Source organism: Paenibacillus sp. FSL E2-0178 (assembly GCF_038593005.1).
GTDB lineage: Bacteria > Bacillota > Bacilli > Paenibacillales > Paenibacillaceae > Paenibacillus_AQ > Paenibacillus_AQ phytohabitans.
On record NZ_CP151953.1, the window covers coordinates 640,555 to 654,196 of the forward strand.

Annotated in this window: 10 protein-coding genes; all 10 read right to left on the minus strand. The window is 53.1% G+C overall.

All coding sequences use genetic code 11. The annotated features are described in order from the left end of the window. Window positions 1-27: 27 nt before the first annotated feature. Window positions 28-1,782 (minus strand): HAMP domain-containing sensor histidine kinase, encoded by a 1,755-nt coding sequence (locus tag MHI42_RS02640; RefSeq protein WP_342422663.1) that lies wholly within the window; start codon window positions 1,780-1,782, stop codon window positions 28-30. Then, entirely contained in the window at window positions 1,779-2,459 is a 681-nt protein-coding gene (locus tag MHI42_RS02645) for a response regulator transcription factor (RefSeq protein WP_342422664.1), read from the minus strand. The genes MHI42_RS02640 and MHI42_RS02645 overlap by 4 nt, the downstream gene beginning before the upstream one ends. Window positions 2,460-2,608: 149 nt before the next feature. Then, window positions 2,609-4,453: an ABC transporter ATP-binding protein gene (locus MHI42_RS02650; RefSeq protein WP_342422665.1), complete on the minus strand. Its 1,845-nt coding sequence runs from the start codon at window positions 4,451-4,453 to the stop codon at window positions 2,609-2,611. Beyond that, entirely contained in the window at window positions 4,437-6,182 is a 1,746-nt protein-coding gene (locus tag MHI42_RS02655) for an ABC transporter ATP-binding protein (RefSeq protein ID WP_342422667.1), read from the minus strand. Before MHI42_RS02655 ends, MHI42_RS02650 begins: the two co-directional genes overlap by 17 nt. Window positions 6,183-6,213: 31 nt before the next feature. Continuing rightward, window positions 6,214-6,699, minus strand: coding sequence for a nitroreductase family protein (locus tag MHI42_RS02660; protein WP_342422668.1), 486 nt, complete (start codon window positions 6,697-6,699; stop codon window positions 6,214-6,216). Continuing rightward, the gene (locus MHI42_RS02665; RefSeq protein WP_076245963.1) at window positions 6,686-7,021 is read right to left on the minus strand and encodes a hypothetical protein; all 336 of its coding nucleotides are present in this window, start codon (window positions 7,019-7,021) and stop codon (window positions 6,686-6,688) included. Before MHI42_RS02665 ends, MHI42_RS02660 begins: the two co-directional genes overlap by 14 nt. Window positions 7,022-7,206: 185 nt before the next feature. Then, window positions 7,207-8,148: a 2-dehydropantoate 2-reductase N-terminal domain-containing protein gene (locus tag MHI42_RS02670; RefSeq protein ID WP_342422669.1), complete on the minus strand. Its 942-nt coding sequence runs from the start codon at window positions 8,146-8,148 to the stop codon at window positions 7,207-7,209. A gap of 171 nt (window positions 8,149-8,319) precedes the next feature. Beyond that, entirely contained in the window at window positions 8,320-10,641 is a 2,322-nt protein-coding gene (locus MHI42_RS02675) for a universal stress protein (RefSeq protein ID WP_342422670.1), read from the minus strand. Window positions 10,642-10,718: 77 nt separating this feature from the next. Next, the gene (gene kdpC / locus MHI42_RS02680; RefSeq protein WP_342422671.1) at window positions 10,719-11,342 is read right to left on the minus strand and encodes a potassium-transporting ATPase subunit KdpC; all 624 of its coding nucleotides are present in this window, start codon (window positions 11,340-11,342) and stop codon (window positions 10,719-10,721) included. A gap of 253 nt (window positions 11,343-11,595) precedes the next feature. Beyond that, window positions 11,596-13,629 (minus strand): potassium-transporting ATPase subunit KdpB, encoded by a 2,034-nt coding sequence (gene kdpB / locus MHI42_RS02685; RefSeq protein WP_342422672.1) that lies wholly within the window; start codon window positions 13,627-13,629, stop codon window positions 11,596-11,598. Window positions 13,630-13,642: the final 13 nt, after the last annotated feature.

Here is a 13,642-nt window from a genome sequence, read left to right on the forward strand (position 1 = left end):
ATTCTTGACAGGTTGTAATGAGTCCGTTCAGCCTTCAAAGGTCACACTAAAACAGACGCCGTCCGTTGTGTTTATCACTGCATACCGGCAGCCGTGCATATCCAATATCTGCTTCGTAATCGACAGCCCGAGTCCGGTTCCCCCTGTCAAACGGCTGCGTGAAGCCTCCGCCCGGTAGAAGCGCTCCCAGATCTGCTCCAGCTGATCCTCGGGAATATTCTCACCCTTATTGTGTATGTTGAATGAAAGTGATTTCTCTTGACCCTCCACGGCAACGGTTATTGTACTGCCATGCTCCGCATGTCTGATCGCATTGGTCAGCAGGTTGCTGATTACCTGCTCAATCCAGGACGCATCGGCATAAAGCGGCCGCTCGTTCGCAGGAATAATAACCACATTCAGCTGCTTGTCACCGAGTGAATGTATCAGCTTGTCCGTCACATTCTCCGTCATTTCACTCAGCATGAAGGAGCTTTTGCGGAGTTTGATGGTTCCGGACTCCAGCTTGGCTAAATCGAGCATATCTTTGACGAGAAACTCCATCTTGTCGGCTTCCTCGATAATGACCTTGATATAATGATCCTGTTTGCCGGCGCTTACCCCATCCTCCAGACCTTCGGCGAATCCCTTGATAATACTGAGCGGAGTCTTCAATTCGTGAGAGGCGCTCGCAAAAAAGTCCTGCTGCATCTGCTCCATTTTCTTCTTCTGCTCCATATCCTCAACCAGCTGCTGATTCGCCTCACGAAGCTCACCCAGTGCAGCATCCAGACTTTGCGACAAAGTGAACATGCTTTTGGACAAGCTGCCCAGCTCATCCTTTTGACGGATCGAAGAATGACCTGTGAAATCGAGCGACACCATCCGTTTGGCGATATTATTGAGCTTAATCAGCGGACGGGTAACCATCTTGGAATAGAACAGTGACAGGACCAGTATCAGAACAAACCCGCCGATCCCCAGATATAAAAAGAACCAGCGCAGCGCTACATTCGAATCCTTAACATCCTGCAGGGAGGTGACCGTGAATAAGAGCTCTACTTCCCCGTTCGCCTGCTTGACCGGAAGAATGATGATAGAATTCCGGATGCCGCTCCAGGGAGCGGTCCACTCCTCTTTCACTATGTTCAGATTACGGAGTTCTTCATTCTGATCAAGTGTCAGAGGAAACCAGTCCTCCAAGGCCTCGAAGAGGATGCCCTGCCGCGGATTCCAGACTTTCAGATCCGGTAATACAAGTTCAGTGATTGTCCCGGAAATAGTACTCATCCCATCTTCGGGCTCCTCGCCGATCTGCGGACCGCCTTGCTTCGTAATCGTGAGCGGATAGATCAGATTCCCGGGGTCATTGTCTTCCTCAAGACGTTCGCCCAGGACGGTGACTTGATCATTTTCCTTGAGATTGGCTGCCCTAAGCGGATCCCCGTACTCGTTCATGAACAGGGACATCGGAATCACCTGAATCTTGCCGTCTCCATCCATCACCTTCATCCGGAACGGATCCTCAGACTTCATTCGGCCATCCAGCTTCAGAATGACCATTTGAGTCTTATTGCGCAGCATGAAGCGGACCAGTTCGCGGGAAGTACGGCTCCGACCCCAGGATTCTTCTGTATAGCCCGTCCCGAAGCTCTTAAGATGCTTTTCCACCCTGTTCTCCTTCTGGCTCTGGTAGAAGCTGTCGAAGAACAGCAGCTGGCTCAAGATCACCATCCCGTAAAAACATACAAAAAAGATCACGGTCATCACAAACAGCTTAAAGGTAATTCCGCGTCTTTTCATTCCTCAACCTCAAACCTGTACCCTGTACCGATGACCGTACGGATATAGCGGGACTCATAACCCAGCTTGCTGCGCAGTTTCTTGATATGGCTATCCACGACACGGGAGTCTCCTTCAAATTCAATTCCCCAGACCCGGCTGAGGATCGTATCCCTGGAAATCACAATCCCCTTATTGCGGATCAGCAGCCATAAGAGATCATATTCCTTCGGGGTAAGCTCGACTTCTGCACCCTCTACCTCCAGGCGGTGTGCCAGCGTGTTGAAGATGGCCGAACCAAACTTCACAATGCCCGAATCCGGCAGATGTGTGCCTTGGGCCCGTTTCATCAGCGCATTTGCCCGGGCCACCAGCACTTTGGGACTGAAGGGCTTGGTTACATAATCATCTGCACCTAATTCAAAGCCGTATATTTTGTCGTCATCTGCAGACTTGGCGGTCAGCAGAATAATGGGGATCGCTGATTGCCTGCGGATTTCCCGGCAGACCTCAAATCCATTCAGCTTGGGCATCATGATATCCAGAATCAGCAGATCCGGCAGAAGTGAATCGAACCAGAGGAGCGCATCCTGTCCGTTGTCGGCTTCGCGCACTTCCCAGCCGTTCTGGATGAAATAATCCGATACCAGTTCACGGATACGCAGCTCATCCTCGACGAGCAGCAATTTTTTCTTCAATGTAGTCCCCGCTTTCCGCCCGTTTATACCACTCAGCATAGTCGAGTGTTATGTCCTTTATGTGCCCTGATTCATATTTCCCCAAAAAAAGAAGCAGCGCATTGCGCTGCCCTCCTGAAAAGTAACTATTCAAATGTACTGTTGCTGCCTTACCCTGCCTGAACCGCATGCTTGAACTGGCTGTTATACAGCTCATGGTATACACCTTTAAGGGCAAGCAGCTGCTCGTGGCTGCCCTGCTCGGCGATCTGACCGCCCTGGATGACGAGAATCCGGTCCGCATCCTGGATCGTGCTGAGCCTGTGGGCAATCACGAAGCTGGTCCGGCCCTTCATCAGGGTCCGCATCGCCTGCTGGATATGCATTTCAGTCCGGGTATCGACGCTGCTGGTCGCCTCATCGAGAATAAGGATAGCCGGATCGGCAAGGATGGCACGGGCAATCGTCAGCAGCTGGCGCTGGCCGTGGCTGAGTGTCGTTCCTTCCGTACCCAGCATCGTATCATATCCCTGCGGCAATCTTGCGATGAATCCGCTGACGTTAGCCAGGCTCGCAGCTTCTTCAACCTCACGGTCGGTAGCGTCCAGACGGCCGAACCGGATATTCTCACGAATCGTTCCTGAGAATACATGCGCGTCCTGCAGTACCATCCCTAACTGGCTGCGCAGCTCATTTTTGTTCAGCTTGCGGATATCTCTTCCGTCGATCAGCAGCTCCCCGCTGTTAATTTCGTAGAAGCGGGTCAGCAGGTTAACAATAGTGGTCTTCCCTGCCCCGGTCGGGCCGACGAGTGCGATCTTCTCGCCAGGCTTCGCTTCGAAGCTTACACCGCTCAGAATCGGAGCATCCGCCTGATATCCGAAGACGACATCACGGAAAATCACTTCCCCGTGTACCCGGGGCAGCTCTTGCGGCTGCTCGCCGGTGTACTCCGAAGGCATATCCATCACTTCGAATACACGCTCCGCTCCGGCAATTGCCGACTGGATCAGATTGTACTGATTCGCAAGCTCGGATATCGGCCGGCTGAACTGCTTGGCGTAGTTCAGCATACTGACAATAACCCCGACCGTAGCCAGCCCTTTAAATGCCATCCATCCGCCCACACTGGCAATCAGCGCGAAATCCAGATTGTTAATCAGGTTCATGACCGGACCGACCAGCCCGGATACAATCTGCGCCTTAATGCTGACCTTGTTGAGTTCACTGCTCATTCCTCGGAACCTTACCGTTTCAGCTTCTTCTCTGCGGTACTGCTTAATTACCTTCTGGCCGCTGATCGCTTCTTCAATGAAGCCGTTGAGTTCACCCAGATACTGCTGCTGATTCTTGAAATAGATCCGGCTCAAGCCTGTAATCTTACGGCTGGCCAGCAGGACCAGCGGGATTGTCACCAATGCGATTACCGTCAGCGGAACATTCAGCATCAGCATAATGACCAGTGAACCGCTTAATGTGATGAGACTGTTCAGCAGTTGGGTAACACTTTGATTCAATGAGTTCGACACGTTGTCGATGTCATTGGTTGCCCGGCTCATCAGCTCGCCATTGGCACGCGTATCGAAGAAGCCTATAGGCAGCTCCTGATATTTAGCGAACAGATCACGCCGCAGCTCGAACACCGTTCTCTGTGACACGGAAGTCATTACATAGGCCTGCACCCAGGAGACGGCGCTGCCTAGCAGGTAAACACCGCCCAGCATGATGCAGAACCGGACGAGCAGCCCATAATCATGGGGAATGATTGCCGAGTCTATCGCTTTTCCGAGCAGGTAAGGCCCTATTAGTGCTACTACGGCGTTAAGTATTGTAAATATATAGACCATAATGAGTCCCGTACGCTGACGGTTCAGATAGGACCAGATACGTTTGATCGTAGCCATGCGGTTCTTCGCTCGAACCTTCGGCACCACAGCTCCTCGTCCGCCGGGAGGACCCCCGCCGAACCCGCCTGGACGAACGGGGGCCTGTGCCTGATTAGGATGATTGGACATAAGGCTCCTCCTCTCCCTTCAGCTGCGACTCCCGGATATCCCGGTAAATCTCGCTGTCTGCCATCAGTTCTTTATGGGTGCCCTGGGCAGCAATCCGGCCATTCTCCAGGATCAGGATCCGGTCCGCATCGATAATTGATGATACACGCTGGGCAATCATCACTATGGTGCAGTTCCGCAGCTGAGTCTTCAAAAGCAGACGAATCCGCGCATCCGTTACCGCATCCAGCGCGCTGGTGCTGTCATCCATAATCAGAACGGCGGGCTGAATCAGCAGCGCACGAGCGATGGATAGCCGCTGCTTCTGTCCGCCGGACAGATTAACGCCGCGCTGCCCGAGCAAGGTATCATAGCCTTGCGGCAGCGTATTGATAAATCCATGTGCTTCGGCGGCTATAGCTGCCTGCTCTACCTCTGCATCTGTTGCTTCCGGACGGCCGTAGCGGATATTGTCCCTGATGCTGCCGCTGAACAGCAGCGACTGCTGCATTACGAAGCCGATCCGGCTGCGCAGATGATCAATGCCAATCTGCCGGATGTCTGTTCCGTCAATGGCAATAGCTCCGGACAACACCTCGTAGAACCGTGGAATCAGGCTGACCAGAGTCGATTTGCCGGCACCGGTAGCCCCCAAAATAGCAACTGTCTCACCGGGATTCGCAACAAAGCTGATATCCTCCAGCACAAGATTCTCATCTGCCCGGTTATAGGCGAACGAGACATGGTTGAATTCGATCCGTCCATGCGTAATTACATCACTATTCGCCGAAGGAGCTTCTGTAATCTCGCTTGTGGTTGCGAACACTTCATTCACCCGGTCTCCTGACACCTTAGCCCGAGATACGAACGCGAGCATATTGCTTAGCATCATCATGGACATCAGCAGCTGGGTTACATAGTTAATGAATGCGATCAGTTCACCCACCGGCAGCTTCCCGCTCCAGTTCTGCAGCCCGCCGAACCAGAGGACGGCAATAATACTTGCGTTCAGGATAAGCATCATCAGCGGCATGTTGAGCGCCATTAGGCGAATGGCTCTAATTCCGGTATTGGTATAGTCTGTGTTAGCGGCATCGAACCGCTTCTGCTCATGTCCCGCGCGGACAAAAGCCTTGATTACGCGGATGCCGGACAGGTTCTCCTGCAGCACATTGCTTACCCCATCCAGCTTCTCCTGCATTCTAGCAAACAAAGGAAAAGATAGACGAATCAGCACGTATAGCAGAATGAACAGCAGCGGGACTGCAGCCAGCAGGATTAGCGCCAGCGACGGGCTGATCCGGATCGCCATCACCAGACTGCCGATCAGCAGCAGTGGAGATCGTACAAACATCCGTAATATCATCTGCATGAAAGTCTGCAGCTGCACCACATCATTCGTTAAACGGGTGATCAGCGATCCGGTCTTCAGCCGGTCCAGATTCCGGTTAGAGAAGGTCTGGATATGCTCAAACAGCTTAATCCGCAGATCATTTCCGAAATTCTGTGAAGCGATACTTGAAAAAACAGTACAGCCTACACCGCCGACCATACCTATGATGGCAACCCCAAGCATGATCCCGCCTGTCGAAATAATATGCGGCAGATCATTCATCATCAGGCCCTTGTCTACGATGCTGGCCATCAGCGCCGGCTGCAGCAGGTCCATAACAACCTCAACTACCATTAACAGCGGGGCGAGCACGCACCAGAGTACGTACGGCTTCATGAACCCCCTGAGTTTCCACATTCAGGTCACCTTCATCTCATCAGTCGTCCGTTTACGGCAAGTATGTGATTTTATCAGCAATTGGCGTTCTCTGCTTGGCAGCAGGGATTTCCGCCGGATAACCCACAGCGAGTACAGCAATCACATCATGCTCCTGCGGTACGCCTAGAATCTCACGGCCCCGGACCGAAGCGCCCAGGGACGACCAGAACACACCTGCGCCTGCTTCATGGGCAGCCAGCATGAAATTCTGAATATAGCAGGAGACGGCCATAACGTTCTCATCACGTTCCATCGGGCTGGCGGCTGGCTTGGAGAGAATGCCAATTAACAACGGAGCACCGCCGAAATCTGTCTTATGGTTCAGCGCGGCTCTTGTCTCGGGTCCAATAAACAGCAGCTCCCAAGGCTCGTTCATCCGGTGGTTCGGAGCATAGCTTGCCGCCTCCAGCCATGTGTTCAGCTCATTCTCGCTGATAGCGTCAGGTTTGAAAGCCTTAATTGTTCTGCGGGTCTGGATGGTATCAATGATTGTCATGGTTTATGTCCACTCCTTCAGTTGTATTCTCTTGTTCTGCCAGTACTTCACGCAGCTCGAAGGCCTGGATGAATTCCTGGATGATTCCATCCGTTGCTTTCAGCTCACCGCTGATCACCTGTCTGATAGCTTCGAATTCCGGCTGGTCCAGCTGCTGCATTAAGGTTGAGCGTTTAACATGGAGCCGGTCCAGAAAAGCAATTGCCCGGCCGCGGCGAAAGGTTTGGGCGCTCTGGAAATTCCTCTTGCCGTCATCATGGGGATGGCCACAGTTCTCTCTGTGCTCTTTGTGCCCTTTATGTTCATGTTTTCCTTCGCGCATGATACTCTCCTCCTTCTGTTGTATACATATGTATACGAATATCACTTGTATACAAATGTATACTCTTATTCAGGGGATTGTCAAGCCGCATGACAAAAACAACTCATAAAGGTCCGCAGCAGCGGTCTCTTCATGAGTTGTTTCTGGATAGTGCAATTATACGGTATCCGTTACAATTTGGTTCGTCATTTCTGCTCCAGGGCATATTTCGTGAACGTTTGCTGCTTGAAATCATCCCAGGCCGGAGTGGATAGACCTGCTTGCTGTTTAAGGGGCTCAAACGCTTGATAGAGTGCGGAAATCTCGCTGAAGGAGCCATCGACAAGCTTCATGAAAGGCAATTTATGAACAAACTTCATTCCTTGGTAGAGCATCGTTGGATGCCGCTTAACCCCTTTGACGAGTGCTGCCGGATTCGTCTTAATGCCAAGCTTGTCAAGCACACTGAATCCTTCATCGATCAACGCAACGGCTTGTTTCCAGCGGGCGTTATCCTTTGTTGCTTTTGCCAAGTCGCCGTTATGAAGATAACTGACTGAAGTGATAGCTACAATTGGAACAATATGGCTCAGCAGCCATGCGTTGATATCCTCCGGATAATCAAGCTTGTATTTCGTCTGCCGGAAGGCCTGTGCAAGCTCGGGCTTGAAGGGAACCTCCCCTTCCAGGCTGCCCAGCACCATTTGAACGCCCATACGAATGCTGATCACACGGCCGTTCTTCTCCCGGATCCCCCCGCTAAGCTGAAACCCGAACACTATATTCTGTGGAGTCCGGCTGTTCTCCTTGAAGAAACGCTGCATGCCGTGAGTATCTCCGTTATTGCCGACCAGAACAATATTGGTGCTCAGGTTGTCCGCCAGAATCGGCAGCACCGCCGGGAAGTCATTATACTTCATCACTACGAAGATCAGATCATAGATATCATCCGTCCGCAGTTCAGAAATGACCTTCACCTGATCTAAAGTCGTTTTACGCTGAAAATAATGCCGGATCACCAGTCCGTCCTGCCGCAGCTGAGCCGCTCTCTTCGCCCGGGCGAGCACCGTTACGTCATTGCCGCCCCGCACCAGCACATGTGCCAAATAACTGCCGAGTACACCTGCTCCAATAACTAATATCCGCATATTAATCCCCTCTCATCTTCAAACATTTGTTCTTTTCTAAACATCTGTTCATTAGATTATCAGCAGAGGGGATGTTGCGCAATTGCCAATGCGGGCATGTCTGTACATTTATGAACATTGGGCAGGTGATTGTCTATTAATAAGCTTGAGCCCAGGCCCGGCGGATCTTCTTCATTCTACAATCGGGGTGTGAACCGCGACGATCAGCATATCCATATGCCGGGCATGCCGGAGCAGGTAATGGACGAAGCTTTCTTTGAACAACGCACGCCATAGAGGCCTGCGCGACTGGCCGATGATCAGCTGTGTCGTCTGCATTTCATTCATCCGCTGCAGCAGATGCTTGTGCAGATGCTTGCGGCTGACGGCCTCGGTAATATCCATGACGCCGCCCAGCCGCTCCGTCAGATGCTTCAGCGTATCAAGCCGCTTCTGCTCTTCTATTGTCCGTATGCGGGTACAATGAACATAATGCACATGCCACTCGGCCTTGAGGCGGTGCGCTATGCGGAAACCGCGGCGGATTAACCGTTCGGCCTGCGGGCCGGTGTCCACACAGACGAAGATCACTTCCCGTCTGCTCCAGGGACCCCGGAGGGAGGGCTCGCGGTCCCACGCTTCCAGGCGTTCATCCACATCATCGGCAATTTCGCGCAGAGCCAGCTCTCGCAGCGCGATCAGATTGCCAATGCGGAAGAAAGACTCCAGCGCCTGATTGACCTTCTCGGCAGCGTATATCTTCCCTTCCCGCATCCGCTGCTGCAGCATCTGCGGGGTAACATCGATGAGCTCCACCTCGCTCGCCATGCGCAGGATCGCATCCGGCACAGTCTCGCGGACACGCACTCCGGTTAACTGTTCCACGGCATCATTCAAGCTCTCCAGATGCTGCACATTGACTGTGGTAATGACGGAGATCCCGTTCTCCAGCAGCCTGATTACATCCTCATAACGTTTCTTGGTCTGGCTTCCGGGAACATTGGTATGGGCAAGCTCATCCACCAGCACCACCTCGGGATGCCGGGCAAGGATCGCCTCCGTATCCATCTCCGTAAGTTCAGCAGACTGGTAGTGAATCTGTGCTCTGGGGGTCGTCGTTAATCCGCCCACCTGCCCCTTCGTTTCCAGCCTGCCGTGAGTTTCCAGCAGACCGACTACAACATCAATCCCTCTGTTCAGCAGCAGATTGCCTTCCTGCAGCATTTTGTAGGTTTTGCCCACGCCTGGGGCTGCGCCGATATAGACCTTGAAGGTACCACGGCGGATCTTCTCAATCCGCTGCTCCAGCTCCTGGCTGGTTAAGCGGTGGAAGGGCTCCTCTGTTCCCTTAGGGGCCGAGCGGACCGGCAGAATCCGCTCCCCGTCCCGTTCAGCGCGGTCAGCCATCAGGAACACATCGATGTTCCGTGTCCGCCGCAGGACACGGCTGGCGATGGAGCCATGCCACTTCTCCTGCCAGCGGCTTTTCTGCGAATGGCCCATGACTATCCGTGTGACATTATTCTGAATCGCATAACGTACGAGCAGCGAAGGAAGCAACCGTAGGCGGATTACCTCCAACTCTTCAAACCTTGCATTAATCCGTTCCGTCAGCTTGAGAATGGAACGCTTGAAGACCTGCTGATCCTTGGTCAGCGGGCGGCCGCGCACGAGAAATGTAACAATAATCAGGTCACCGTTCAGCCGTTTGGCGATTTGCTGCCCCCTCCGGATATAGAGTGACCCATTCCAGTGATACTGCGCAGAGACAAGAATCCGCTCCGTTGCACCGGAGGGTCCGATCAGCCCCTCGGCTTCCCGGTGTTTCTCCAGCGAATCATTGACCCCTTCCGCCATCAGCCGCAGAGACAGCTCGCGGAGCACGCCAAGATTCCCCCGGCGGGAGAGGGCCGGATGCGCCCCTTCTCCAAGCACCCCTTCCTCCATCCGCTTCAGAATCGTTTCCGGAGAGACATCGATTAGCCGTACCTCATCCGCGAATTCCAGTGTGTTCAGCGGTACGGTGTCTTCCGCACGGATACCGGTCATCTCATAGATTCTCTCACCCATACCGGCAAGCTCATAGACATTAATGGTAGTAATCACGCTGATCCCCTGATCCATCAGATAACGGATGTCCTCCAGCCGTGTCGGGAACCGGGCGCCTTCACGGTTGCGGTGCGCCAGGCCATCGACCAGCAGCACCTCGGGATTACGCTCCAGCAATGCTTCCAGCGGAAGATCCTTCTCTTCCTTCCCGTCCTTCCACCAGTGGATGCTGGGAACCCGTTCCAAATCGCCAAGTTGCTGAACGGTTTCCGCCCGGCCCATGGTTGATACCGCACTGATCACTACGTCGATGCCCTGGTGCTTCAGCAGCTTGCCTTCCTCCAGCATATGGTAGGTTTTGCCCGATCCGCTAACCGAGCCGATAATAATCTTCAGCCGCCCCCGCTGCAGCTGATAGATGGAATAGAGGATTTCCTCCGGTGACTTGCGTTTATATGGTGCCATAAGTTAACCTCCTTTCCTGCGGCACTAACCGGAAATGACCCTGTCCGTATAGCTTACGGGCAGGGTTCAGACCGGTATTACTTCGCTTTGAGTTCCGTTAATGCCAGATTCAGCTTCAGTACATTGACACGCTTTTCACCGAACAGTCCCAGATCCCGGCCTTCGGTATACTCAGACACCAAGGCTGTAAGTGTCTCTGGAGGAATTCCGCTCAGATTGCTGATTCTGGGAATCTGCACAATCGCTGCTGCCGGTGAAATATGCGGATCGAGACCTGAACCGGAGTTCGTGACCAGATCAATAGGCAGCTCACTTACGGGTACACCGGGATTATCCAGCTTCCACTGGGTAATTGAATCGCTTGTGCGCTGCAGCATATCAGGATTTGATGGTCCATAGTTGTTCGAACCCGAGGCTTCAGCCTTATACTCAATGCTGGATACACGGCTCTGGAACAATGCCTGATCCGTGAAATTTTGCCCGATCAGTGTGGAACCGACCACCTGCCCCGCTGAATTCTTCAGCATGCTCCCATTGGCCTGCGAAGGCATTAACACTTGGGCGAGCGCGGTAGACGCCAGCGGATATATGATTCCGCAGAGTACAATGAATACTGCGCTTAGCCGTATAATTGTGAAGATATAGGCAGCTTTTGAAGGTGACTGCTGCTCTTCGGCAGTCTCTTTATTGGAATTGGCCATGATGGTGTTGCCTCCTTAAGAATTCAATCGTGTGCTTGTATACTTGAAATTGAGATTGTCCCAATTAGAATGTTGGTCGTAACTCCGGTGAATATTTGGACTTCCGGCCGCTGTTGTCCCCAGATTTCTTGATCTGTACTGCTGTTCACAGTGGAAATCCGGTGACAAAGGCGTACGCATTCGCTCCTACAGTTCCAAAATCCCCCTCCGTTACTATCATCATATATTGTATCAATGCCATTTCTAACGTTCACTAAATCCAAATCCTAACGATCATATCAATCAGCTTGATCCCTGCGAACGGAACAACGACGCCGCCAAGCCCGTAGATGACAATATTCTGTGCGAGCAGCTTCGTAGAGCTCATCGGCTTATAGGAGACACCGCGCATAGCTAGCGGAATCAGCAGCGGGATAATGATGGCGTTGAAGATCAGCGCCGAGATAATGGCAGAGCTTGGGGAGCCGAGTCCCATCACATTGAGGGCTTCCATCTCCGGAATCGCCAGTGTGAACATCGCCGGGATAATCGCGAAATACTTGGCAATATCGTTAGCGATACTGAAGGTAGTCAGCGCCCCACGGGTCATAAGCAGCTGCTTCCCGATTGCTACAACCTCAATGATTTTGGAGGGATCAGAATCCAGATCGACCATGTTCGCGGCTTCCTTGGCAGCGGTCGTGCCGCTGTTCATCGCCAGCCCCACATCGGCTTGAGCCAATGCAGGCGCATCGTTGGTTCCATCACCGGTCATAGCTACCAGCTTGCCTTCATTCTGCTCGCGGCGGATAACCGCGATCTTGTCCTCCGGTGTACTCTCGGCAATGAAGTCATCGACTCCGGCTTCACGGGCAATGGTAGCCGCCGTCAGCGGATTATCGCCTGTGCACATGATGGTCTTGATCCCCATGCTGCGCAGTTCATCGAAGCGTTCCTTCATGCCGGGTTTAACCGTGTCCTTCAGATAGATCAGCCCGTAGATCCGGTTATCTACTGCAACCGCAAGCGGTGTGCCGCCTAACCGGGCTATTGCATCCGAGTTGCTGTCCAGATCAGCCGGTACTGCGCCGCCCTGGGACAGCACCCATTTCTTCACGGAATCTACGGCTCCCTTACGCACCAGGCGTCCGTCGCGCAGATCGATACCGCTCATCCGGGTCTCAGCCTTGAACTCGACGAATGCTCCGCCTTCGGCAAGACTGCCGTCATAGCTGAGCTCCAGCTTCTTGGCCAGCTCCAGTACGGAGCGTCCTTCCGGGGTCTCATCCTTCAGCGAGCTGACTGCCGCCCAGGCGGCCAGCTCAGTTCCTGACTCACCGCCTACCGTGACGAATTCGCTCGCCATCCGGTTGCCGAAGGTGATCGTCCCGGTTTTATCAAGGATCATTGTGTTGATATCCCCGGCGGCTTCCACCGCTTTACCGGACATTGCCAGCACATTGAACTGGGTAACACGGTCCATCCCGGCAATCCCGATGGCTGACAGCAGTCCGCCGATCGTAGTCGGGATCAGACAGACCAGGAGAGCAATCATCACAGGGATCTCCAGCTGAACGCCGATGTAATCAGCTATTGGACGCAGCGTAACTACAACGATCAGGAATATAATCGTCAAGCTGATCAGAAGCGTGTTCAGGGCAATTTCATTCGGTGTTTTCTGCCGTTTCGCCCCTTCAACCAGCGAGATCATCCGGTCCAGGAAGGATTCGCCCGGATCACTCGTAATCCGCACCTTGATCTGATCACTAACTACGCGGGTACCGCCTGTAACTGAGCCGAAGTCCCCGCCGGCTTCCTTGATGACAGGCGCCGATTCTCCGGTAATAGCTGATTCATCTACAGAGGCCAAGCCTTCAATCACCTCACCGTCACCGGGAATCATTTCCCCCTGACTGACGAGAACAACGTCGCCTTTGCGCAGCTCGGAAGCCGGAACCTGCTTGATCGCTGATCCAGCCAGCTTATTGGCTGTAATGTCCTGCTTCGTTTTTTTGAGCGAATCGGCTTGCGCTTTGCCGCGCCCCTCAGCCAGTGCTTCCGCGAAGTTAGCGAACAGCACCGTGAACAGCAGGATGAAGAATACCGAAATATTGAAACCTACCGAATGCTCCGCATTGAAGTAGCCTGGTGCCAGCACCATAAGCAGTACGATTACCGTGCCGACCTCAACCACGAACATGACCGGATTCTTCATTAACGTTACCGGATTAAGCTTCACTACACTGTCCTTGGCCGCACTTAGAAGGATAGGACCTGTCAGCAGTTTTTTTCTTTGTACAGTACTCATTCTCTTCTCTCCC

Bases quoted from the DNA above. Each gene is read 5' to 3' on its own strand.
- MHI42_RS02640 (WP_342422663.1), bottom strand. From the start codon at position 1,782: ATGAAAAGACGCGGAATTACCTTTAAGCTGTTTGTGATGACCGTGATC.
- MHI42_RS02650 (WP_342422665.1), bottom strand. From the start codon at position 4,453: ATGTCCAATCATCCTAATCAGGCACAGGCCCCCGTTCGTCCAGGCGGG.
- MHI42_RS02655 (WP_342422667.1), bottom strand. From the start codon at position 6,182: ATGTGGAAACTCAGGGGGTTCATGAAGCCGTACGTACTCTGGTGCGTG.
- MHI42_RS02660 (WP_342422668.1), bottom strand. From the start codon at position 6,699: ATGACAATCATTGATACCATCCAGACCCGCAGAACAATTAAGGCTTTC.
- MHI42_RS02665 (WP_076245963.1), bottom strand. From the start codon at position 7,021: ATGCGCGAAGGAAAACATGAACATAAAGGGCACAAAGAGCACAGAGAG.
- MHI42_RS02670 (WP_342422669.1), bottom strand. From the start codon at position 8,148: ATGCGGATATTAGTTATTGGAGCAGGTGTACTCGGCAGTTATTTGGCA.
- MHI42_RS02675 (WP_342422670.1), bottom strand. From the start codon at position 10,641: ATGGCACCATATAAACGCAAGTCACCGGAGGAAATCCTCTATTCCATC.
- kdpC (WP_342422671.1), bottom strand. From the start codon at position 11,342: ATGGCCAATTCCAATAAAGAGACTGCCGAAGAGCAGCAGTCACCTTCA.
- kdpB (WP_342422672.1), bottom strand. From the start codon at position 13,629: ATGAGTACTGTACAAAGAAAAAAACTGCTGACAGGTCCTATCCTTCTA.